At 68.0% G+C, this 21,657-nt stretch carries 21 protein-coding genes and 1 pseudogene; 15 read left to right on the forward strand and 7 right to left on the reverse strand.

The annotated features are described in order from the left end of the window. Nucleotides 1–4: 4 nt before the first annotated feature. From BHQ18_RS12645 to BHQ18_RS29105, 7 genes and pseudogenes are all read left to right on the forward strand, one after another. Nucleotides 5–445, forward strand: coding sequence for a hypothetical protein (locus BHQ18_RS12645; protein WP_069413966.1), 441 nt, complete (start codon nt 5–7; stop codon nt 443–445). Further along, nucleotides 442–1,659 carry a cytochrome P450 gene (locus tag BHQ18_RS12650; protein ID WP_069413967.1) on the forward strand — a complete coding sequence of 406 codons (1,218 nt, stop codon included), beginning with the start codon at nt 442–444 and terminating at the stop codon, nt 1,657–1,659. The genes BHQ18_RS12645 and BHQ18_RS12650 overlap by 4 nt, the downstream gene beginning before the upstream one ends. Then, nucleotides 1,656–2,705 carry an NAD(P)H-dependent amine dehydrogenase family protein gene (locus BHQ18_RS12655; protein WP_069413968.1) on the forward strand — a complete coding sequence of 350 codons (1,050 nt, stop codon included), beginning with the start codon at nt 1,656–1,658 and terminating at the stop codon, nt 2,703–2,705. The genes BHQ18_RS12650 and BHQ18_RS12655 overlap by 4 nt, the downstream gene beginning before the upstream one ends. Next, on the forward strand, nt 2,698–3,753 hold the full coding sequence (locus BHQ18_RS12660; RefSeq protein WP_069413969.1) for an NAD(P)H-dependent amine dehydrogenase family protein: 1,056 nt from the start codon (nt 2,698–2,700) through the stop codon (nt 3,751–3,753). Before BHQ18_RS12655 ends, BHQ18_RS12660 begins: the two co-directional genes overlap by 8 nt. Next, nucleotides 3,750–4,172 (forward strand): VOC family protein, encoded by a 423-nt coding sequence (locus tag BHQ18_RS12665; RefSeq protein ID WP_069413970.1) that lies wholly within the window; start codon nt 3,750–3,752, stop codon nt 4,170–4,172. Before BHQ18_RS12660 ends, BHQ18_RS12665 begins: the two co-directional genes overlap by 4 nt. Then, nucleotides 4,169–5,389 carry a cytochrome P450 gene (locus BHQ18_RS12670; protein ID WP_069413971.1) on the forward strand — a complete coding sequence of 407 codons (1,221 nt, stop codon included), beginning with the start codon at nt 4,169–4,171 and terminating at the stop codon, nt 5,387–5,389. The genes BHQ18_RS12665 and BHQ18_RS12670 overlap by 4 nt, the downstream gene beginning before the upstream one ends. Next, nucleotides 5,389–5,977 (forward strand): annotated as a pseudogene (locus BHQ18_RS29105) (isomerase). The gene BHQ18_RS12670 and the pseudogene BHQ18_RS29105 overlap by 1 nt, the downstream one beginning before the upstream one ends. Here the strand turns inward: BHQ18_RS29105 and BHQ18_RS12675 are convergent. The 6 genes from BHQ18_RS12675 to BHQ18_RS12700 are packed head-to-tail and all read right to left on the reverse strand — an operon-like array spanning nt 5,894 to nt 12,707. Then, nucleotides 5,894–7,225 carry an MFS transporter gene (locus BHQ18_RS12675; protein ID WP_109789275.1) on the reverse strand — a complete coding sequence of 444 codons (1,332 nt, stop codon included), beginning with the start codon at nt 7,223–7,225 and terminating at the stop codon, nt 5,894–5,896. The pseudogene BHQ18_RS29105 and the gene BHQ18_RS12675 overlap by 84 nt on opposite strands. 46 nt (nt 7,226–7,271) lie before the next feature. Continuing rightward, entirely contained in the window at nt 7,272–8,570 is a 1,299-nt protein-coding gene (locus BHQ18_RS12680) for an MFS transporter (RefSeq protein ID WP_069413973.1), read from the reverse strand. A 29-nt stretch (nt 8,571–8,599) separates the two neighbouring features. Continuing rightward, nucleotides 8,600–10,069, reverse strand: a complete 1,470-nt coding sequence (locus BHQ18_RS12685) for an adenylate/guanylate cyclase domain-containing protein (protein WP_069413974.1) — start codon at nt 10,067–10,069, stop codon at nt 8,600–8,602. A gap of 13 nt (nt 10,070–10,082) precedes the next feature. Next, complete coding sequence (locus BHQ18_RS12690; protein WP_069413975.1) at nt 10,083–10,385, reverse strand: hypothetical protein; 303 nt, start codon at nt 10,383–10,385, stop codon at nt 10,083–10,085. A 10-nt stretch (nt 10,386–10,395) separates the two neighbouring features. Then, nucleotides 10,396–11,886: a class I adenylate-forming enzyme family protein gene (locus tag BHQ18_RS12695; protein WP_069413976.1), complete on the reverse strand. Its 1,491-nt coding sequence runs from the start codon at nt 11,884–11,886 to the stop codon at nt 10,396–10,398. Beyond that, the gene (locus BHQ18_RS12700) at nt 11,883–12,707 is read right to left on the reverse strand and encodes an SDR family oxidoreductase (protein ID WP_069413977.1); all 825 of its coding nucleotides are present in this window, start codon (nt 12,705–12,707) and stop codon (nt 11,883–11,885) included. Before BHQ18_RS12700 ends, BHQ18_RS12695 begins: the two co-directional genes overlap by 4 nt. A 208-nt stretch (nt 12,708–12,915) precedes the next feature. Between BHQ18_RS12700 and BHQ18_RS12705 the strand changes: the two genes are divergently transcribed. The 4 genes from BHQ18_RS12705 (at nt 12,916) to BHQ18_RS12720 (ending at nt 17,031) form a co-directional block, all read left to right on the forward strand. Continuing rightward, nucleotides 12,916–14,493, forward strand: a complete 1,578-nt coding sequence (locus BHQ18_RS12705) for a methylmalonyl-CoA mutase family protein (RefSeq protein ID WP_069413978.1) — start codon at nt 12,916–12,918, stop codon at nt 14,491–14,493. Between the two features lie 25 nt (nt 14,494–14,518). Beyond that, nucleotides 14,519–14,929, forward strand: a complete 411-nt coding sequence (locus BHQ18_RS12710; RefSeq protein WP_069413979.1) for a cobalamin B12-binding domain-containing protein — start codon at nt 14,519–14,521, stop codon at nt 14,927–14,929. Between the two features lie 93 nt (nt 14,930–15,022). Then, on the forward strand, nt 15,023–15,979 hold the full coding sequence (locus BHQ18_RS12715; protein ID WP_069413980.1) for an LLM class F420-dependent oxidoreductase: 957 nt from the start codon (nt 15,023–15,025) through the stop codon (nt 15,977–15,979). After that, nucleotides 15,976–17,031 carry a CaiB/BaiF CoA transferase family protein gene (locus BHQ18_RS12720; RefSeq protein WP_069413981.1) on the forward strand — a complete coding sequence of 352 codons (1,056 nt, stop codon included), beginning with the start codon at nt 15,976–15,978 and terminating at the stop codon, nt 17,029–17,031. The genes BHQ18_RS12715 and BHQ18_RS12720 overlap by 4 nt, the downstream gene beginning before the upstream one ends. On the opposite strand, the gene BHQ18_RS12725 is transcribed toward BHQ18_RS12720, so the two are convergent. Next, nucleotides 17,019–17,327 (reverse strand): 2Fe-2S iron-sulfur cluster-binding protein, encoded by a 309-nt coding sequence (locus BHQ18_RS12725; protein ID WP_069413982.1) that lies wholly within the window; start codon nt 17,325–17,327, stop codon nt 17,019–17,021. The two genes, BHQ18_RS12720 and BHQ18_RS12725, sit on opposite strands and share 13 nt — an antisense overlap. Nucleotides 17,328–17,431: 104 nt before the next feature. Here BHQ18_RS12725 and BHQ18_RS12730 point away from each other — a divergent pair, with 104 nt between their 5' ends. Genes BHQ18_RS12730 through BHQ18_RS12745 form a run of 4 tightly spaced genes read left to right on the forward strand, consistent with a single transcriptional unit; the run spans nt 17,432 to nt 21,468 of the window. Continuing rightward, nucleotides 17,432–18,832 carry a class I adenylate-forming enzyme family protein gene (locus BHQ18_RS12730; RefSeq protein WP_069413983.1) on the forward strand — a complete coding sequence of 467 codons (1,401 nt, stop codon included), beginning with the start codon at nt 17,432–17,434 and terminating at the stop codon, nt 18,830–18,832. Next, nucleotides 18,817–19,629, forward strand: a complete 813-nt coding sequence (locus BHQ18_RS12735; protein WP_069413984.1) for an acyl-CoA dehydrogenase family protein — start codon at nt 18,817–18,819, stop codon at nt 19,627–19,629. The genes BHQ18_RS12730 and BHQ18_RS12735 overlap by 16 nt, the downstream gene beginning before the upstream one ends. After that, nucleotides 19,616–20,701, forward strand: a complete 1,086-nt coding sequence (locus tag BHQ18_RS12740) for an acyl-CoA dehydrogenase family protein (protein ID WP_069413985.1) — start codon at nt 19,616–19,618, stop codon at nt 20,699–20,701. Before BHQ18_RS12735 ends, BHQ18_RS12740 begins: the two co-directional genes overlap by 14 nt. After that, entirely contained in the window at nt 20,701–21,468 is a 768-nt protein-coding gene (locus tag BHQ18_RS12745; protein ID WP_069413986.1) for an enoyl-CoA hydratase/isomerase family protein, read from the forward strand. The genes BHQ18_RS12740 and BHQ18_RS12745 overlap by 1 nt, the downstream gene beginning before the upstream one ends. Nucleotides 21,469–21,657 lie beyond the last annotated feature (189 nt).

Below are 21,657 nucleotides of genomic sequence, written 5' to 3' on the forward strand. Positions count from 1 at the left end.
CGTCATGACACCACCTGCGGGCTCATCGGCCACCGATGAGAAAGACCCCGCCGCGGACCTTCCCGCGGGCACCACGCCGTACTACGCGCGGATGCACAAGTACATCAAGCGCGCAGTGCTGGTGTGCCTGATCGCACTCGTCATCGAAGGCGCGTTCACGTTGCCGTTCATGGCGGTGTGGTACGGGTACCCGACCTTGAGCCTGACCGAGATCTGCAGCGGCCTGCTCAAGGTCCGCTACTCCGACGACACGCTCGAGTGCAAGGTTCCGTATCCGCCGCTGGGTCCCCCGGAGGGCGCCGAAGGCAAGGACACCGCACGCGACGAGTGGGGGATCCAGCCGGTGCCGAAGTACGACCGGATCGGGTTCCGCGAACTCGTGCGGATTCACGAAGAGAGCGAAGCCCGCAAGGCCGCTCAGCAGCAAGAGGATTCGGCTCGGTGAGCTCGGCGGCCGAACACGCGGACAACTGGGATCTTCGGCACGAGGATTTCAACGACAACGACTTCCTCTACGAGGTCTACGACGTGATGCGGCAGAGGTCGGCGTTCGCCCACACCGACCACCCATTCCTCTCCGCGACAGCCGGCGGCGCGTGGGTGGCGGTGCGGTACGACGAGTGCTACCGGATCCTGCAGGACTGGCAGCACTTCTCGAGCAACCCGACACCCGAAGGAGCCGAACAACTCGCCGGTGATCTGGTCATCACGCTGGATCCGCCGCGGCAGCAGAAGTTTCGCAAGGTGCTCAACCCGTACTTCTCGCCGGCGCGGATGAAGGCGCTGCAACCACAGATCAGGGCCGAAACCGACCGGCTGATCGACGATTTCGTGCAGGCCGGACGCGGTGACCTGGCCCAGGTGGCCTGGCGTCAGCCCGGCATCGTGTTCTTCAAGTATCTGCTCGGGATGCCCACCGACGATGTCCCGCTGTGTATCGACTTGACCGACACGGCGCTCAACGGGGAGACCGAGGAAGCCAGGATGGGCGCCTGGGGCGGGCTCTACCAACACATCCACGATGCGGTCACCGCGCGGATGTCGCAGCCCGCCCGCGACGACATGATCGACGTCCTGCTCACCGCGGAGATCGACGGACAGCGGCTTCCGCTGCAGGACGTGGTCTCCAACGCGATGCTACTGGTACAGGCCGGGCTCGAGACCACGGCCAACGCGATGTCGTTCGCGTTCCACCACCTGGGAGCTAACCCGCAGGAGCGGGACCGGCTGATCGCCCAACCCGACCTGCTGCCGCGTGCAGTCGAGGAGTTCATTCGGTTCGCCGGGTCGATCCACGGCATTCCCCGAACGGTCACCGAACAGGTCGAGATGAGCGGGCAGTCCTTCTGTCCGGGCGAGTCGGTCCTGGTGAACTACGCTGCGGCCAACCGTGATCCCGCCGTCTTCGCCGACCCCGACAAGTGCCTGCTGGACCGCCGCGAGAACCGTCACCTCGGGTTCGGCGCCGGGGTCCACCGCTGCCTGGGCTCGAACCTCGCCCGGCTGGAATTCCAGATCGGCCTGGAACAGGTGCTCGAGCGGATGCCGGACTACACGCTGGCACCCGACGCCGAAGCGGTGTTCCACGGCTCGTCGGTGACGCGGGGTTACCGGTCGATCCCCGTGGTATTCCGGCCCGGGCAGCGGTCGGCGGCATGACCTACCGGGTGGTGCAGTGGACGACCGGCAACGTCGGGACGAAGTCGGTGCACGCCATCACCCGCAACCAGGAACTGGAACTCGTCGGATGCTACGCATGGTCGGCGGACAAGGTCGGGGTCGACGTCGGCGAACTGTGCGGTATCGCATCGCTGGGCGTGACCGCCACCCATGACCTCGACGCCCTGCTGGCCCTGCGCCCCGACTGCGTGGTCTACAACCCGATGTTCGCCGACGTCGACGAACTCTGTCGGATCCTGGCGGCCGGCGTCAACGTCGTGACCACCTCGGAGTTCATCACCGGAACCGGGCTCGGTGACGGCCGTGACCGCATCACCGAGGCGTGTCGGAGCGGGAACGCGACGATCTTCGGCAGCGGCATCAACCCGGGCTTCATCCAGCTGTTCGCGGTCGTCACCGCAGGCATCTCCGACCGCGTCGACCGCATCCGCATCGTCGAATCGTTCGACACCACCATCTACAACTCCCCGGAGACCGAAATCCCCATGGGCTTCGGCTATCCCATCGACCACCCGGAGCTTGTCGCGGTCACCGAGCACGGCTCGCGGATCTTCCGGGAGGCCGTAGAACTGGTCGCGCACGCACTCGGCGCGCAGCTCGACGACATCCGCTGCGAGGCCCGGTACGCGCAGGCCACGCAAGATCTCGCGCTGCCCGGCGACTGGACGATCGAGGCCGGGTGCGTCGCCGGAATCGATGTGCGGTGGACGGGCATCGCGGCCGGTCGCGAGATCATCGAGATCCGCGGGGTGTGGACCAAAGGCCAGAGCCTGGAGCCGGTCTGGTCCACCGAGTTCGGGTACACCGTCACCGTCGAGGGACGGCCCACCATCAAGAGCACGCTGAGCTTCGAACCCCCGGCGGATTTCGTCGGCGAGACGCTCGACGACTTCATCATGCTCGGGCTGACCATCACCGCCATGCCCGCGATCACCGCGATACCCGCCGTCGTCGCAGCGCCACCGGGCATCGCGACCTACACCGATCTGCCGCTGCTGCTCCCGAGAGGAGTGCTCAATGTCTGAACGGAAGTACCGGGTGATCCAGTGGATGACCGGCGACGTCGGCCGGGTCGGTGTACGGCATTTCGCCGAAAACCCGGTCTACGAACTTGCCGCCGTGCTGGTGCACAGCCCCGACAAGGTCGGCAGGGACGCGGGGGAGATCGCCGGAATCGGACCGACGGGGGTCATCGCCACCGACGACGCCGAAGCGGTCATCGCGCTCGACGCCGACTGCGTCTTCTACACCCCGGTGATCATGGACGTCGACACCGTGTGCCGGCTGCTGCGCTCGGGCAAGAACGTCGTCACCACCAGCGGATTCTTCCATCCGACAGAGCATTTCCGCGACGGCGGTGAACTGATCCGCGCCGCGTGCGCCGAGGGCGGAACGTCGTTTCACGCGGGCGGTATCCACCCTGGCTACGCCGGTGACATCCTGCCGCTCACGCTCGCCCGCGTCGCCTCCCGCGTCGACCGCGTCGAGGTGTGGGAGGTCGTCAACGTTCTCACCGACGCGCCGATGGACCACATCGACTGGATGGGATTCGGAAAGGACAGGGACAAGTTCCTCTCGGAGCCGACGATCCTCGGGCTCGGGGTCCCGTTCTTCGCGCAGTCGATGCACATGGTCGCCGACGGTCTGGGCGTGACCATCGACGAGGTGACCGCCGGCCTCGAGGCCGCGACAGCCACCCGCGACATCCCGCACGACGAGGGCGCCATCCCGCGCGGAACCGTGGCCGCACAACACCATACGTGGACCGCGATGGTGGGTGGCGCCCCGCTGATCGTGTACCACGCCATCTACCTGACCGGCGGACCCGACGAGCTCGACCCACCGTGGGACTGGGGCCGGACCCGGTACCGCATCGTCATCGAGGGTGATCCGCCGACCGAGCTGACCATGCACGGGCGGGTAGCCGCCGACGGCACCATGACCCACCCCGGATACACCTGGACGGCGATGGGCGCGATCAACGCCATCCCGGATGTCTGCGACGCGGAGCCGGGCTGGTTGACCCATCTGGACCTGGGCCTGATCCGACCGCGCGGGCTGGTGCGCAGATGACAGCCGGTCCGCAGCCGCGGTTGCACCACGTCGTGTTCGCGGTGGCGCCGGAACGTCGCACCGAGGCGGCCGCGTTGTTCACCGAGCTCGGGTTCGCGCTCGAGGAGGCCGAACTGACCGAACTCGGTGTGCGGGTTCATCTGGACTGGGACCGCGGCATCGAGTTGATCAGCCCGGTGCCCGGATCGACCGCGTCGGTGGCGGTGAAGGTCAACGCATTCCTCGACCGCAACGGCGACGGCGTCTACACCGTCGTGGTCCGGGTGCCGGACGCCGCTGCCGCCGAAGCCGTCGCCGGGCGTCACGGGTCGACAACGAGATTCCGGCAGGGCTTCTCCGGTGAGGGGTCCTACCTCGAGGAGATCGACCTGTCGGTGCTCGGGCTCCCGTTGACCTTCCTCGCCACCAACGTGTCATGACCGCGGCCACGCTCAGCGTCTTCGAGGCCGATCTGCCGACGCTGACCTACGACCTCACCGCGACACCGCAACAGATCTATCCCGAGTTCCGTTCGGCTCAGCAGCAGGCGCCGGTCGCGCTCGGACCGATCGGACCCGAGGTGCTGTCCTATGAGCTGGCCAGGGCCGTTCTGCGGGATCCCCGCTTCGGCATCCCGCCGGGAATCCATCTGTCGGCACACGGCATCACGTCGGGCCCGTTGTGGGACAGGGTCACCCGCAGCATCCTCAACATGGAGGGCGACGAGCACCGGCGGCTGCGCGGGCTGGTGTCACGCGCCTTCACACCGCGTGGGACCGCGCGGATGGATCCCACCATCCACACCGTGGTCAACGAACTCGTCGACCGCATCGAAGGGCAGGGCAGCTGTGAGTTCGTCGAGGCGATCGCCAGGCCGTACCCGATTCCGGTGATCTGCGCGCTGCTCGGCGCACCGCGCGAAGACTGGCAACGCTTCTCGCGGTGGGCCGAGGACATCTTCAAGATCGTCAGCTTCGACTGCGACCTGGCCGCCGAGGAGCCCGTCATTCTGCGCGCCTGGGGTGAATTCGACGCCTACATCGACGAGATGATCGCGCACCGACGCGAGAACCTCACCGACGACTTGCTTTCCGAGCTGATCCGCGCCGAGGACGACGGGGACCGCCTCGACGCGGCCGAACTGCGGATGCTGGCGTTCAGCGTGCTGATCGCCGGGACCGACACCACCCGCAGCCAGCTCGCCGCGTCGATGCAGGTGCTGTGTGACCACCCCGAGCAATGGGCGCTGCTGCGGGAGAGACCCGAACTCGCCATGCCGGCCGTCGAGGAGACCATGCGTCACTCACCGTCGATGTGCAGCACGGTGCGCAGCGCCCTCGACGACGTCACGATCGGTGGCCACACGTTCCCCGCCGGAACCTTCATCCTCGTCAACACCTTCGCCGCGAACCGGGATCCGGCCATCTACGACGACCCCGCCCGGTTCGACATCACCCGGGACGAGCCGCCGCCAATCCTGACCTTCGGCGGGGGAGCGCACTACTGTCTCGGCGCCAACCTGGCGCGGCGCGAACTCGCCGAGGCGCTCACGATCCTGGCGCGACGGGTCCCGGACCCGCGCGTCGTCGGGCCGGTGCCCTGGCGGCCCCTGCTGGGGATGAGCGGACCCGTCAGCCTGCCGATCGAGTTCGGCTGATGGCCTACCGGATCGACCCCGATGTCCTGCACGACGTCGCGCGCCGGGCCGTCGGTGCCCCGCTCGACAACACCTCGGTAGACAGCGGCGAGTTGGTCACCCGTGCGGTAGAACTGCTCGCGCAGGCCTACCCGGATCTGATCGCGCCGACGACCGGTCGGTGGGTCGGCAGCAAGGCCGGCGGCATCCTCGGCAAGGTGCGGTTCCTGTACTTCAGCCCGCGCGAGTACATCGTCATCTTCGGATCTCCCACCGGCACGCAGGGATTCTCGGGACGTTACAAGCGCGTGGAGATCCACAAGTTCCTGATGGCCCCAGATCGACTCCTACGACCTGGAATCCGACGATCTCACCGCGACGACGCTGCGGCCCGGCGAGCGCACCTGCCTGCCGAAGGGACAGGCCCGCGGGTTGACCATCCACCCGGGCTCCTGGCATCTCGAGTACGGCCGGGGGGCGGTGGCGACCACCCTGCCCTTCGCCATGGTCGACACCCTGCTGGTGTCACTGGAACTCGAGTCGGTCCGCCGCTCGAGCGTCGAGTTCGCCCGGCTGATCCGTGGTCGCCCTCGACCACCCACCCGGTAGGAAACACGCCGACACCGCCGAGATCACCGACACTGCAACGAGGTACGCCACGATCGAGTTGCTGGTCTTCGTCGCCGCATACAACGCTGTGGCGATCGTGGGAGCGAACGCCGAGCCCACGACCTGTGACAGGGTGTAACCGATCGACACCCCGCTGTAGCGGACATCGGGATCGAACGCCAGGCTGAACAGCGAGCCTGTCACCCCCGCGGCCGGGGCCATCGCCAAACCGAACACCAACAGCAGCGCGACCGCGAATAGTGCAGCGCTGCCGGTGTTGATCAGCGCGAACACCGGCCACACCGACAGACCCATCAGGATCACACCGGCGAGAAACACCGGTTTGCGGCCGACGCGGTCGGACAGGGCGCCGAACAGCGGATAGGTGATCACCGCGACCACGGCCGCGACCGCGACCCCGAACAGCGCCTGGGTGCGGTCGATGCCGGCGACGGTCGTCCCGTAAGACACCAGATAGGCCACACAGATATAGGCGAACACCCCCTGCGAGAGGTAGGCGCCCGCGACGAGAAGGATCTGGCGCCAATGCTTTCGGAAGGCCTGAGCGATCGGCATCCGCACCAACCGTTCCCGCTGACGCAGCGCGGCGAAGTCCGGGCTCTCCGACACCGACAACCGGATGGCCAACCCGATGACGATGAGCACCGCGCTGGCGAGGAACGGCACCCGCCAGCCCCAGCTCAGGAACTGATCGTCGGACAGCTGCGACACCGCCCAGAACGCCAGCGTCGCGCACGCCGTTCCCGCCGGCGCCCCCATCTGAGGAAAGGCGCCGTAGAGGCCCTTACGGTGTGCCGAGGCGTGCTCGACGGCCATCAGCGTGGCGCCGCCCCACTCGCCGCCGACCGCGAAGCCCTGGGCAAGACGCAAGAGCGTCAACAGAACCGGCGCCGCCAGCCCGATCTGCGCGTACGTCGGCAACAGCCCCATCAGCACCGTCGCACCGCCCATGATGAGCAGCGAGTAGACGAGCATCTTCTTGCGTCCGACGCGGTCGCCGAAGTGGCCGAACACGACGCCGCCGAGCGGCCGCGCCACGAAGCCGACACCGAAGGTCGCAAACGACAACAGCAGTCCCGTCGCCGGCGACACCGCGGGGAAGAACAGCTTCGGGAACACCAGTGCTGCGGCGGTGCCGTAGATCAGGAAGTCGTAGAACTCGACCGTCGTTCCGATGAAGCTGGCCAGGGCCACCCGCATCGGCGACCGTGATGAGACCGTCGGCATGCCTGAGAGTGTGCCTGATAACGGCCGCCGGATGAATGGATGTGCGTTATGTGCGAACGGTGGCTTCCAGTGGTTTACCGGCGGTCTCGCGCATCGTCAGCAGCGTGGCGAACGTGAGCACCGCGGCTGCGATGACGTAGAACGCCGGCGCGATCTGGTTTCCGGTCCGGTCGACCAGCCACGTCGCCACATACGGTGCGGTCCCGCCGAAGACCGCGACCGACAGGTTGTAGCCGATGGAGTAGCCGCTCGAGCGCACCCGGGTGGCGAACAGTTCGGCACCGGCGGCCAGGGACGCCGACACGAACACCGACTCGATCGCCGCCAGCGCCGCATGCGCGGTCACCGCCGCGGCCAGCGACCCCGAATTGAGCAGCAGGAACAGCGGATAGGAGCCGACGGCGAACCCGATCGCACCCGCGTACAGCAGCGGCTTGCGGCCGATCCGGTCCGACAGCGCACCCAGGGGCGGGATCAGGATCATCGCGACCAGGCAGGCGACCGTGATCGAGATGAACGCGTCGATCTTGGTGAAGTTCAGTGTTTCGGTGAAATAGCTTGGCAGATAGGTGAACACGAGGTAGAAGCCGACGTTGTGGATCACCACGAGCCCGATGATCTGCAGGATGGGGCGCCACGACGTGGTGACCGCGTCGCGCAGCGGCGTCGACGACACCTCGCCTTCCTCGCGCAGCCGCTCGAACTCCGGCGTGTCGGCCAGGCGCAACCGGATGTAGAGACCCACCACGCCGAGGGCGCCGGCGATCAGGAACGGGATCCGCCAGCCGTAGGAATTCATCGCGGACTCGCTGAGCACGGTCTCCAGTCCGGTGACAGTCAGCGAGCCGAGCAGGAATCCGACGACCACCGACCACACCAGGAACGAGACGATGAACCCGCGGTTCCTGTCGTTGGCGTACTCGGCGAGAAAGCATGCACCGCTGCCGTACTCGCCGCCGGCGGAGAAGCCCTGTAAACACCGCAGCAGAAGCAGAAGCAGCGGCGCCGCCACGCCGATCGATTCGTAGCTGGGCACCAGACCGATCGCCAGCGTCGACGCCGACATCAGCAGGATCACCAGCGCCAGTACCCGCTGGCGGCCGATCCGGTCGGCCAATGGGCCGAAGAAGAACCCGCCGAGGGGGCGCATGAAGAACGCGGCGGCGAAGATCGCGAATGTGTTGAGCAGCGCTGCGGTCTCGTCGCCGGGCGGGAAGAATTTATCGGCGATGTAGGTGGCCAGAAATCCGTAGATCGCGAAGTCGAACCATTCGACGGTGTTGCCGATCGCCGCGCCGCCGACCGCGGTCCGGATCACCCGGGTCTCCGGGCTGCGCACAGTCATACCCGCCTGTTCCCCGATCGGCGTCGTCTTTAACCCGGTCGGGGCGGGCCCGGGGCGAAGATCTCGGTCACAGTGTCGCGGCCCCGCAGGATCTCCGAACCCTGCGCCGCCCAGCGGGCCGCTTCGGCGTCGGTGGCGCGGACCAGCGCGGCACCCGAGCACAGCGCGCGGGCGCCGAACTCCTTGGCGCGGTCCGCCAGCCGCGCCGCCTCGTTGACCGGGTCACCGACAACGGTGTACTCATAGCGGTTCTCGGCGCCGATGTTGCCCGCGAACACCGGCCCGGCCGACACCCCGATGCCGAAGTCGACGCCCAGGCGCTGCAACTCGGCGACCAGCACACGGGCGGTGGCCAGCGCGGCGCCGGTCGGGTCGTCGAGCCGAAGCGGCGCCCCGAAGACCGCCAGCGCGGCATCACCCTGAAACTTGTTGATCAGCCCGTGCCGCTCGTCGACCGCGGCGACGACGATGCGGAAGAACTCGTTGAGCAGTTCGGCGATCTCCACCGGCTCGTGCGTGACGGCCAGCCGCGTCGAGCCGACCAGGTCGATGAACAGCACGGCGACGTCGCGCTCGTCGCCGGACAGTGACTCGTTCTCCTCGACGGCGCGGCGCACCACCTCCTCGCCGACGTGGCGGCCGAACAGATCACGTAGCCGGTCGCGCTCCCGCAGCCCGGCCACCATGCTGTTGAATCCGCGCTGCAGGCGGCCGATCTCGGACCACTCGTAGACGTCGACGGACCGGTCGATGTGCCCGCGCTCCACCTCGGCCATCGCCTGCACGACATCCTGCAGCGGGTCCGAGATCGACATCGAGACCAGGATCATCGCGCGCAGACCCAGCACGACCGCCACCAGGGCCAGCACCAGTAGCGCCAGCTCGATGGCGCCGGTCTGTTCGGTGAGCCAGCCGCGGTTGCGCATCACCAGCAGCGTCGCGATCGCCAGCCCCGGCAACGCGGTGCACACCAGCCACATCAGCAGCAGCCGGGCCCGCACCCCGGGTGCTGTCAGCCGCGGCGTGCTGGGATCCGGTGCCACACTGGTCAACACGGGTCGCAGCGTGCGCAGCGTGAACAGGAACCCGGTGCACACCGTGGCGATCGCGCCGAACAGCATGGCCGATCCGATCACGGCCAGCGTGGTGGGTCGCGCGTCGAGGTTCAGTGGAACCAGCACCGCGGCGGTGAGCAGCCACGGCGCCACGGTGGCCGCGGACTGGCGCCGCATGATGTTCAGGGTCGCTTGGCGTTCGGCGGGGGTGGGCCGTCGGCCCGCGGCCAGGAAACGCAACGAGGGGAGCAGGATCGCGACCGCGCTCGCCGCGACGATCGCGGTACCGACCGCCAGCAGCGTCGCCGCGGTCACCACGTTGCCGACCGTGAGCACGCTTTTACCCGCCAGCGAGGCGACGATCACGATGACCTCGCCTGCGGTCAGCACATAGGCGAACGCGAGGCCCGCCGCGTACCGGAGCAGCAGGCGGCGTGGCCTCACGCAGTGGACGGTATCAGTCGCTCGCGGGCAGCGGCTTGGCTTCCTTGAGGGCCAGGGGAGTGTCGCCCACGCTCAACGTGCCGGCGCCCGCCTTGGTCACCAGCACCTCCGCGCCGCCCTCGTCGACGTAGCGCTTGCCCATCGCGGTGCCGTCGGAGAACGCGGGATCCAGTTGGGCGTCCGCGGACTTCTCCGCGTCCAGCGGGATCATCGGGACGCCGCCGGCGCGCAGGTCGTCGAGGCTGTCCGACGCGCGGACGACGATGACCTGCGTGTCGCAGACCTGGCTCTGCAGCCGGGTGCCGTTTTTGACCATGTTGTGCTCCTTAGGATTTGGCAGCGGTGAATTCGTCGACCAGTTCGCGCCGCAACACCTTGCCGGTCGGGCTGGTGGGTAATTCGTCGCGGAAGACCACCCGGTCGGGGGTGCGGGATCCGCGTAGCTGGCCGCGCACGTACTCACGCAGCTCGTCGGGATCCGGGGACGCGCCGTCGGCGGGGACCACCACGGCGACGATGATCTGGCCCCACTGCGGGTCCTCGGCGCCGAACACCGCGCAGTCGTGCACCGCGGGATGCTCGACGAGCACCTCCTCGATCTCCGCGGGTGCGATGTTCTCCCCGCCGCGGATGATCGTGTCGTCGGATCGGCCGCCGATGAACAGGTAGCCGCCTTCGTCGACCATCGCGACGTCCTTGGTGGGGAACCAGCCCTCGGCGTCGAGCACGGAACCGATCTCGGCGTAGCGGCCGGACACCTGCTCACCGCGCACGTAGAGTTCGCCGGTTTCGCCCGGTCCGAGGACGTTGCCGTTCTCGTCGCGGATCTGTACCTCGATGCCCGGCACCGGTTGGCCGACCGAACCCAGCCGACGCAGCACCGCGTCCTCGGCGGAGGCGAGCGCCTCGCGGTGGTCGTCGGGGCCGAGCACCGCGATCGTCGAACTGGTCTCGGTCAGGCCGTAGGCGTTGACGAAGCCGACGTCGGGCAACAGGTCGAGGGCCTTGCGCACCAGGGGAAGCGGCACCTTCGAGCCGCCGTAGGCCAGGCTGCGCAGCGTCGGCAGTGCGGTGCCTTGGGTCTCCAACGTCGTGACGATCCGGTCCAGCATGGTGGGTACGACGGTCGCCGACGTGACGCCTTCGTCGCGCACCAACCGGATCCACTCCGCGGCGTCGAACTGCGGCAGGTACACCATCTTGCGGCCGGCGTAGAGGTTCGACAGCGCCGCGCTGACCCCGGCGATGTGGTACGGCGGCACACAGATCAGCGCCGCGTCGCCGGGTTCTGCGGAGTCGAACTCGACCGTGCCGGTGATATAGCTGGTGAGGTTGTTGTGGGTCAGCTCAACGGCTTTGGGGCGCGATGTGGTCCCGGAGGTGAACAGCACCACCCCGACGTCCTCGGGGTCGGCGAACTCTGCGGCCGGTTCGGCGGTGTGCGCGGCGGCGAGGAACTCGTCGGAACCGATGACCTGCTTGCCCGCACCCTCGACCATCGCGCGATATTCGTCGTCGGCGACCACCAGCGGCTGGGTAAGCCGGTCGATGAGTTCACGCAGACCGTCGGCGGACAGCCGGTAGTTCAGCGGGGTCACCGGAACCGCGGCGCGCGCCGAGGAGAACAGCAGCAGCGGCAGCATCGCCCCGCCCATGCCGACGTAGGCGACGTGCGACGCGCCCGACGCGGCGATGACACCGGCACCGCCGTCCGCGAGCGCGCTCAACTCGCCTGTGGTCAGCCGTAATTCGCCTGACACCACGGCGGTGCGGTCCGGGTTGCTCGAGGCCATCTCGAGCAACAGCGCGATGCTCATGATTTGTCGACGAAAATATCAAGGATGGGGTCGTCCCCACCGCCGTAACGGGACAGGTCGGTGACGCCGGACTCGGCGAGCAGCTCGGCGTCGATGAAGCACCTTCCGTTGACGTCGGCCGCGGGCCGGGACAGGATCAGCGCCGCCGCGTCACCCATGATCTGCGGGTCGCGGGACCGTTCGATCGCGTCGGAGAAGCCCGGGGCGTTGGCCACCGCTGCGGTCGCAATGTAGGTCTGCGGCCACAGGCAGCTGAATCCGATTCCGGCGTCGGCATATTCGGCAGCCCAGCCCAGCGACAGCAGCGTCATACCGTATTTGGACAGCGTGTAGGCGGGGTGCGCGCCCAGCCAGTGCGGGCTCATGTTGAGCGGCGGAGCCAGCGTGATGACGTGCGCGTCGGCGGACCGGCGCAGGTGCGGCAGGGCCGCCTTGGTCAGCAGGAACGTGCCGCGCACGTTGATGTCCATCATCAGGTCGAACTTCTTGGCCGACAGTTCCTCGGTCGGCTCGGTGGCGATGGCGCTGGCGTTGTTGATCACGATGTCGACGCCGCCGAAGTGCTCCACGGCCGCGTCGATCGCCCGCTGCACGTCCTCTTCGCGGCGCACGTCGCCGACGACCGCGACACCCTTGCCGCCGGCCTCCTCCACCTCCGCGACGGCGGTGTGGACGGTGCCGGGCAGCCTGGGATGCGGTTCGGCGGTCTTGGCCAGCAACACGATGTTCGCGCCGCGCCTGGCCGCGGCGAGCGCGATCGCCAGGCCGATACCGCGGCTGCCGCCCGAAACGACGAGCGTGCGGTCAGTGAAGGCGGACATTGAACTCCTTTGACATGCGACCGGCGTCACTCGATGCTAGCCGACCCGGCACCCCGGTCGGTATTGACGTTCTCATTTTAAGCAAGTGCCATAATCGCTGTGTACCGGCCCTTCGCCGGCCTCTCCCGAGAAGCGGCAACCGCTCTCCAGTGCACGTTTCCGGCCTGCGGTATTGGCATTCTCATTTTCTGCAAGTACGTTATCGGGGATGAGCGAGCCAGTGCAGACCCCGTCGGGGATCCCGCTCGAGCCGGTCTACGGGCCGGCGGACCGCGCGGGTGATCCCCCACCTCCGGGCACGTACCCGTTCACCCGGGGCAACTTCGCGTCCGGGTACCGGGGTAAGACCTGGACTTTTCGCCAGTATTCCGGCTTCGGCACCCCCGAGGAGTCCAACCGGCGCTACCGCTACCTGCTCGATCAGGGCGGCACCGGGTTGTCGGTGGCGCTGGACCTGCCGACCCAGTGCGGGTACGACTCCGATGACGAGGAGTACGGCGAAGAGGTCGGCCGCGTCGGCGTCGCCGTCGACACCCTGGCCGACGCCGAGATCCTGTTCGACTCGATCCCACTCGACAAGATCAGCACCAGCTTCACCATCAACGGCACCGCGGCGATCCTGCTCGCGTTCTACGTCGCGGCCGCCGAGAAGAAGGGCGTGCCGCGCGAAAAACTGACCGGCACCATCCAGAACGACATCCTCAAGGAGTACGCCTCCCGAGGCACGTGGATCTGGCCGCCGGAGCCGTCGCTGCGGCTGATCGCCGACACCATCGAGTTCTGCGCGGCCGAGGTGCCCAAGTTCAACGCGATCTCGGTGGCCGGCGCCCACTTCCGCGACGCCGGCGCCAACGCGGTCCAGGAGATGGCGTTCACTCTCGCCGACGGCGTCACCTACTGCGACACCGTGGTCGAGCGCGGCCGGATGACGATCGACAAGTTCGCGCCCCAGATCTCGTTCTTCTTCTACACCCACGGCGACTTCTTCGAGGAGATCGCGAAGTACCGCGCGGGCCGTCGGCGCTGGGCGACGATCGTGCGGGAGCGCTACGGCGCCACCACCGACAAGGCGTCGATGTTCCGCTTCGGCTGTGTGGCAGGCGGGGCGTCGCTCTACGCACCGCAGGCGCAGAACAACCTGGTCCGGGTTGCCTACGAGGCGATGGCCGCGGTCCTGGGCGGGGTGCAGTCGATGTTCACCGCGGCGTGGGACGAGCCGTTCGCCCTGCCCAGCGAGGAGTCGGCCACGCTGGCGCTGCGCACCCAGCAGATCCTGGCCTACGAGACCGGGGTCACCAAGGTCGCCGATCCGCTCGGCGGGTCCTACTTCGTCGAGGCGCTGACCGACGCGACCGAGGAGAAGATCGTCGAGATCATGGCTGATCTCGAGACCCACGGCGGCATGGTCCGCTGTATCGAGGACGGGTACCTGCAGGGGCTGATCGCCGACGAGGCGTTCAAGATCCACCAGGAAGTGGAGTCCGGAGCCCGGCCCGTGGTCGGGGTGAACAAGTTCGTCGTCGACGAGCCGCCGCCGGACCTGGCCACCTACGAACTCGACGCCGAAGGGCGCGACAAACAGCTCAAGCGGCTGGCGAAGGTCAAGGCCGAGCGCGACGGCGTCGCGGTCAAGGAGGCGCTGGCGGCGCTGGCCAAGGCCGCCGAAGGTGATGACAACCTGATGCACAAGCTCGTCGACTGCGCCAATGCATACTGCACGGTGGGCGAGATGGTGTCGACGCTCAAGGCCGTGTGGGGCGAGTTCCAGCAGCCGGTGGTGTTCTGATGGCGCGTACACAAGGAGCAGATCTGTGACTCAGCCGGTCCGCGTACTGGTCGCCAAACCCGGTCTCGACGGTCATGACCGCGGCGCCAAGATCGTCGCGCGGACGCTGCGCGATGCCGGTTTCGAGGTGATCTACACCGGGATCCGGCAGCGTATCGAGGACATCGTGTCGATTGCACTGCAGGAAGATGTTGCGCTGGTGGGTCTTTCGATCCTGTCCGGCGCGCATGTGGCGTTGACCGCGCGCACGGTGGATGCGCTGCGGGAAGCCGACGCCGGTGACATCGCCGTCGTCGTCGGCGGCACCATCCCGCAGGGCGACGTCGACAAACTGCTGTCCGCGGGCGCCGCGGCGGTGTTCCCGACGGGCACGCCGCTGGACACCCTCGTCGACGAGGTGCGCAAGCTGACCGCCGGTTCGCAGGTGGACAGATGAAATTGTCGCCGAATGTGAAACGTCGGTGATTTTTCAGAGCTTTTCCCGCCGAGGATTCACACTCGGCGCGCAACTGCCGGAGGATGAAGTGACATGCGCCTTGGTGTGATGATCGGGGCCGAGCGCGGCGACATGTCCCGCAAGGTCAGCAAGCTGGTGTCCGACATCGAGTGGGCGGAATCGGCGGGTATGGACACCGCGTGGATGCCGCAGGTGCCCAACGATTTCGACTGTCTGACGATGGTCGCGGTGATGGCCGCCCACACCTCGAAGATCGAGCTCGGCACCGCAGTGGTCCCGCTGCAGGCGCAGCACCCGATCGCTCTTGCGCGCCAGGCGCTCTCGGTCCACGCGATGGCCGGCGGCCGGCTCGCGCTCGGTGTCGGTCCGTCGCACCACTGGATCGTGCGCGACATGCTCGGCATCCCCTACGAGAAACCGGCGGCCTACACCCGCGACTACCTCGAGGTGCTCAACGCCGCGCTGGCCGGACCCGGCGACGTCGACGTCGAGAACGACAGCTTCACGGTGCACAACCCCACGGTGCTCGGCGCGGAGAGCCCGCTGCCGGTGCTGGTGGCCGCGCTGGGCCCGGTGATGCTGCAGATCGCCGGTGAGCGCGCCGACGGCACGGTGCTGTGGATGGCCGACGAGAAGGCGATCGGCGAGCACATCGCCCCGAAGATCAACAAGGCCGCCGCCGAGGCGGGCCGGCCCGCACCGCGCATCGTCGCGGGCATCCCGGTGTGCCTGTGCGCGAACTCGGAGATCGAGGCGGCCAAGGAGCGGGCCAACCGCATCCTCGCCGAAGCCGAGACCTCGCCGAACTATCAGCGGCTGCTCGACCGCGGCGACGCCCGCAGCGTCGGTGACCTGTGCGCGGCCGGGGACGAGGAAGCAATACTGCGGCGCTTCCGGCGGTTCGCCGACGCCGGTGTCACCGATCTGTCGGTCCGCCTGCTGCCGATCGGCGACAACCGCGACGAACTGGTCGCGTCGAAGTACCGGACCCGCGAGGTGATCGCCGAACTGGCCAAGCAGGTGCGGTGAGCGCCGGCCCGCTGGCCGGCATCCGGATCATCGAGGTCGGGGTCATGCTGGCCGGTCCGTACGCGACGATGCTGCTGGCCGACCTCGGCGCGGAGGTCATCAAGGTCGAACCGCCGGGCGGCGAGATCTCCCGGCAGGTCAGCGACAGCTACTTCGCGAGCCTGAACCGCAACAAGAAGAGCGTCGTCCTGGATCTGCGCTCGGACGCCGGACGGCAGCGACTCGGCGAACTCGTCGCGGATTCCCATGCGCTGCTGGTGAACATGAAGCCGTCGGCGATCAGGAAGCTCGGGCTGACCTACGAGTCGCTGCGCCGGTACAACGAGCGGATCGTGTGTGTGGCGATGACCGGCTTCGGCCTCGAGGGCGGCGACGACCCGGCGTTCGACTACGTCATCCAGGCCGCGACCGGGGTCGCCGCGATGACCGGCCATCCCGACGGGCCGCCCACGCTGCCCGGATACTCGTCGGCCGACAACTCGACCGGTCTGGCCGCCGCGCTCGGGTTGCTGGCGCAGATCGTCTCCGGCCGGGGCGGGCAGGTCGACGTGTGCCTGCGAGACGTGATGTTGTCGCAGCTGAACTACCGGGCGTCGGCGTATCTCAACGACGGCGCCGCGCCGCTGCGCTATCCGTACGGCGCGCACTCGTACTACGTTCCCGCGCAACTGTTTGCGACGGCTGACGGGTACCTGGCGCTGTTCATCACCCACGACGGCTTCTGGCGCGCGTTCGCGGGCGAGGCCGGCATCGAGGGCTTCCCGACCATGGCCGAGCGCGCGGCGCGGCGCGACGCGGTGCTCGAAGTGGTGTCCTCGGCGCTGGCCACCGACACCGCCGCCAACTGGGAGACGCGGCTGCGACCGCTGGGCATTCCGGTGGCCGCGGTGCGCACGCTGCCCGAAGCGCTGGAGCGCACACCCGAGATGGTGGTCACCGCTGGCGATTTCCGGTTGGTCGGCAGCCCGATCCGGATCGACGGCTACCAACCCGAGTACCGGCCGGCGCCCGCCGTCGACGAGCACGGCGATGCGGCGACTCAGTCGTCGTAGGTGACGCTGATCGAATCGGTGTCCGGAGTCGCTTGGCAGGTCAGGATGTATCCCTCTTCCACCTCGTCGTCCTCGAGGGCGTCGTTGACGCGCATCGTGGCGTGGCCCTCCAACACCTTGCCCATGCAGGTGCCGCAGTTGCCGGCTTCGCAGGAGAACGGCGGGGACAGTCCTGCCCGCCGCGCGCTCTCCAGCAGCGTCTCGTCGGGCTTGCGCACCACCGAGACCTTCTTGCGGTCGAGCACGATCGTCACCTGCCCGCCGGGAGTGGCCTCAGGCGTCGGATCCGCGGTCATGAGCTCTCCTGGGCACATAGGTTCTGTTCAGATGAGAATATCATTCTCTTTTAATGATACGATCTTCTCGCAACATCGTGCGACACGGGTAGTGAGGACAGGGTGTGAGTGAGGAGCCGGTCGCGCTCGCGTTCGAGGAGCGGGAGTACAGCCTGGCCGAACTCGACGCACTGACCAGCGGAATGGCGGCCACACTCGCAGACCGCGGGGTCCGGGCCGGCGACCGGGTCGCGCTGATGTCGTCCAACCGCCCCGAGTTCGTCATTGCGCTGCAGGCGGTCTGGCGACTGGGTGCCGCCGCCGTGCTGATGAGCCCGGCGTGGAAACGCACCGAAGCCGAGCACGCGATCGCGTTGACCCGACCCGGCCACGCCGTCGGTGACCATCCGGTACTGGCCGAGCTCATGCCGATGCTGTCCCTCGACGATCCGATCACCCCCGGGCAACGGACGTTCGACGTGGTTCCGGCCGACCGTGACGCGCTGTTCGTGTTCAGCTCCGGCACCACCGGCATGCCGAAGGCGGTGCGGCACACGCACGCGTCGTTCGCCGTCGCCGTCGAGCACTGGCGCGCGGCGCTGCAGCTCACCTCGGCCGACCGCATGCAGATCATGACGCCACCGTCGCACATCCTCGGTCTGCTCAACATCGTGATGGCGCTGGACACCGGAACCTGGATCCGGCTGCACCGGCGCTTCGACATCGACCTGATGCTGCAGCACATCGAGAGCGACCGGATCACCATCGAGATGGCCGTCGCACCAATCGCTTTGGCACTCGCGGCGCACCCGGACCTGGAATCACACGACCTTTCGTCGCTGCGGTACATCATGTGGTGCGCCACACCGGTCACCGAGAGCGTCGCCGAGGCCGTCACCGCCAGGACTCAGGTGACGTGGGTGACCGCCTACGGGGCCAGTGAACTGCCGGTGATCGCGTGCAACGACCTCGACGGCAAGCACCTCGACACCGTGGGCAAACCGGTTCCGGGGGTTCGCGTGCGGGTGGTGTCACTCGACGACGGTGAGCCGCTGGGCGCCGACGGTGTCGGCGAGATCCAGGTGCGCTCGGAATCGGTGATGGCGGGCTATCTTCCGGAGTCGGCGACCCCCGACGCGTTCGACGACGGCTGGTACCGGACCGGCGACGTCGGCACCCTCGACAGCGAAGGCTGGTTGCGGATCACCGACCGGTCGAAAGAGATGATCAAGGTGCGCGGCTTCCAGGTCGCGCCCGCCGAGATCGAAGCGGTGCTGCACGGCCATCCCGCGGTCGACGACTGCGCGGTGTTCGGCGTCCCCGACCCGGTCAACGGAGAGGCGATCGTCGCCGCGGTCAAGACCCACGCGTCGGTGACCGCCGAGGAACTGCAAGCGCTGGTCGGCGAGCGGCTGGCAGCATACAAGCGGCTCACGCGGGTGGCGTTCGTCGCCGAGATCCCGCGGCTGCCATCAGGAAAGGTCTTGCGTCGAGTGTTGAAGGAGCGTCTGTGGACGTCCGTCTGACCAGTGAACAACAGCAGCTGCGGGCGGCCGCCGCGGCCGTGGCCGACGAACTCGGACCCGGTTCGGTGGCCGATCTCGACGACGCGAGTCGGGTGGCGCGGCTGGAGAAGGCCGTGCACGCCACCGGTTTTCGCACGTTGCGCTCGGACGGCGCGTCGGGTGTGGAAGTGGCGATCGTGGCCGAGGAGTTCGCGCGCGGGCTGGTCGACGTGCCGTTCGTCGGTCCGATACTCGCCGACGACCTGCAGTCGCGGTGCGGACATGCCCCCGCCGCGGCCGACGACGGCGAGTCGGTCGACCTGACGCGCAGCCTCGCCGGTGTCGTGGAGTCCCCGCCGGAACTGGCCGAGCTCTCCGAGGAGGACGCCGGCCGGTGGCGTGCGCTGGCGTTGACCGTGACCTGCGCCGACCTCGTCGGGGCGGCCCGCGGCACGCATGCGTTGGCTGTCGAGTACGCCAAGGTCCGCGAGCAGTACGGCGCGACGATCGGGTCCTACCAGGCGGTCGGGCACCTGCTGGCCGAAAGCCTGGCGTTGATCGAAGGGGCGGTCAGCGTGTCGCGGCACGCTGCGTGGGCGGTCGACGAGCTGCCGGTCGCCGAGGCGATCGAGGCGGCCCGGGTAGCCAAGATCTACTGCGCGCGAAGCGCATTGACGGTGTGCGAGACGTCGATCCAGGTGCACGGCGGGATCGGCAACACCTGGGAGTGCCTCGCGCATGTGTATCTGCGGCGGGTACTGGCCGCGACCGAGACGTGGCCCGTGAAGCTGGAGGAGTTGACCATTGGACTTTCGTGATTCGCCGGAGGAAGCGGAGTTCCGGACCCGGCTGCGCGACTGGCTGACCGAGCAGAAGGGCAAGTTCCCGACATCGGGTGACGAGTACTGGGCCGCTCAGGGCGCCTGGCACCAGGCTCTGTACCAGGCCGGGTTCTTCGGCACCTCGTGGCCCGAAGAGTACGGCGGGCAGGATCTTCCGCCGGTCTACGACGTGATCGTCGACGAGGAGATCGCCAAGGCGGGCGCCCCCGCGCGGCCGAGCCTGGGGTACCTGGTCGTGGGGTTGTCGCATCACGGCAGCGAGGAACTGCGGCAGCGGTTCCTGCCCGGCATGATCAACGGCACCGAACGCTGGTGTCAGGGTTTCTCCGAGCCCGGTGCGGGCTCGGATCTGGCGTCGCTGACGACGACGGCGACCCGCGAGGGCGACGAGTACGTGATCCACGGGCACAAGATCTGGACCAGCTACTCCGACGTCGCCGACTGGTGTCTGCTGCTGGCCCGCACGGACAAGGATGTGGCCAAGCACAAGGGGATCTCGGCGTTCATCGTGCCGATGCACCAGGACGGCATCGAACAGCGGCCGCTGAAGATGATCAGCGGGGTCACCAAGGAATTCGGCCAGGTGCTGTTCGACGGTGCGCGCGTGCCGGCGGCCAACATGGTCGGCGCGCCCGGCGAGGGCTGGAAGCTGGCGATGACCGTCGTCAGCCACGAACGCGAACCGTCGACGCTGGGCTTCTCGGCGCGGTACGGAAAGCTGGTGCGCCAGTTGGCCACCCGGGTCGGCCCGGCACCCGAGGAACTGGCGTGGGCGTGGGTGCAGACCGAGATGCTGCGGTTGCACGTGCGCAGGCGGCTGTCCGAGCAGCTGGACGGGTTGACCCACGGGCCGCAGGGCTCGCTGGACAAGCTGCTGATGACGTGGACTGAGCAGTCCGTCGGCCATGCCGCGCTGGCCACCGTCGGCACCGGCGACGAGGAGTTGTTCGGCGCCTACATGTACAGCCGCGCGCAGAGCGTCATGGGCGGTACGTCGCAGATTCAGAAGAACATCATCGCGCAGCGAATTCTTGGATTGGGGTCCTGATGTACGACATGCCAGACGAAATCGACGTCCGCGCCGACGGGGCGTTGCGCATCATCACGCTCAACCGGCCCGACGAGCTCAACGCGGTCAACGACGCGCTGCACGTCGGACTGGCGCGGGTCTGGGAGGAACTCAACGAGGACACCGGCGCACGCGCGGCGGTCATCACCGGTGCGGGGCGGGCCTTCTCGGCCGGCGGTGACTTCAACTACCTCGACGAGCTGCGCAAAGACGAAGCGCTGCGCCAGAAGACGATCAAGCATGGTCGCGATCTGGTGATCGGCATGGTGCGCTGCCGCATCCCGGTGGTCGCGGCGGTCAACGGCCCGGCGGTCGGCCTGGGGTGCAGCCTGGCGGCGCTGTCGGACGTGGTGTACATCGCGGAGAACGCGTTCTTCGCCGACCCGCACGTCACGATCGGGCTGGTCGCGGCCGACGGCGGACCGCTGGTGTGGGGCTCGCAGATCAGCCTGCTGCAGGCCAAGGAGTTCGCGTTGACCGGTGTGCGGATCAAGGCGCAGCGTGCCGTCGAACTCGGGTTGGCCAATCACGTGGTCGAGGACCCGCTGGCCGAGGCCGTCGCGTGCGCGAAGAAGCTCATCGAGTTGCCGCAGCAGGCGGTCGAGGCCACCAAGCGCCTGATGAATCTGCAGTTGGAGAAGTCGGTGCTGGCGTCGCTGGATTACGCGAACCTCGCCGAGTATGTGTCGTTCGGGACGGCCGACTTCAACAAGATCGTCGACGGTCTGGTCGCCAAGAACAAGTAGCGCTTGTTGGCGTGAGCGTGCATGTCTGCAGACGACACGCCGGGACAATTTCAGCGTTCGCGCACGCTCGACCCGTTGCGAGCGAGCGCATCTCGCCGGTGCGGCGCCCGCGCATGCTGCGAGATAGCGGCCATGGTCGTCGAGCCGCGGAAATCACGACCGGGAATGTCATTTCGTGCACGCTCGCGC

Source organism: Mycolicibacterium flavescens, assembly GCF_001722335.1.
GTDB lineage: Bacteria > Actinomycetota > Actinomycetes > Mycobacteriales > Mycobacteriaceae > Mycobacterium > Mycobacterium flavescens.

Bases quoted from the DNA above. Each gene is read 5' to 3' on its own strand.
- BHQ18_RS12695 (WP_069413976.1), bottom strand. From the start codon at position 11,886: ATGAGCATCGCGCTGTTGCTCGAGATGGCCTCGAGCAACCCGGACCGC.
- BHQ18_RS12660 (WP_069413969.1), top strand. From the start codon at position 2,698: ATGTCTGAACGGAAGTACCGGGTGATCCAGTGGATGACCGGCGACGTC.
- BHQ18_RS12670 (WP_069413971.1), top strand. From the start codon at position 4,169: ATGACCGCGGCCACGCTCAGCGTCTTCGAGGCCGATCTGCCGACGCTG.
- BHQ18_RS12675 (WP_109789275.1), bottom strand. From the start codon at position 7,225: ATGCCGACGGTCTCATCACGGTCGCCGATGCGGGTGGCCCTGGCCAGC.
- BHQ18_RS12715 (WP_069413980.1), top strand. From the start codon at position 15,023: ATGCGCCTTGGTGTGATGATCGGGGCCGAGCGCGGCGACATGTCCCGC.
- BHQ18_RS12745 (WP_069413986.1), top strand. From the start codon at position 20,701: ATGTACGACATGCCAGACGAAATCGACGTCCGCGCCGACGGGGCGTTG.
- BHQ18_RS12645 (WP_069413966.1), top strand. From the start codon at position 5: ATGACACCACCTGCGGGCTCATCGGCCACCGATGAGAAAGACCCCGCC.
- BHQ18_RS12680 (WP_069413973.1), bottom strand. From the start codon at position 8,570: ATGACTGTGCGCAGCCCGGAGACCCGGGTGATCCGGACCGCGGTCGGC.
- BHQ18_RS12705 (WP_069413978.1), top strand. From the start codon at position 12,916: ATGAGCGAGCCAGTGCAGACCCCGTCGGGGATCCCGCTCGAGCCGGTC.
- BHQ18_RS12690 (WP_069413975.1), bottom strand. From the start codon at position 10,385: ATGGTCAAAAACGGCACCCGGCTGCAGAGCCAGGTCTGCGACACGCAG.
- BHQ18_RS12665 (WP_069413970.1), top strand. From the start codon at position 3,750: ATGACAGCCGGTCCGCAGCCGCGGTTGCACCACGTCGTGTTCGCGGTG.
- BHQ18_RS12655 (WP_069413968.1), top strand. From the start codon at position 1,656: ATGACCTACCGGGTGGTGCAGTGGACGACCGGCAACGTCGGGACGAAG.
- BHQ18_RS12725 (WP_069413982.1), bottom strand. From the start codon at position 17,327: ATGACCGCGGATCCGACGCCTGAGGCCACTCCCGGCGGGCAGGTGACG.
- BHQ18_RS12700 (WP_069413977.1), bottom strand. From the start codon at position 12,707: ATGTCCGCCTTCACTGACCGCACGCTCGTCGTTTCGGGCGGCAGCCGC.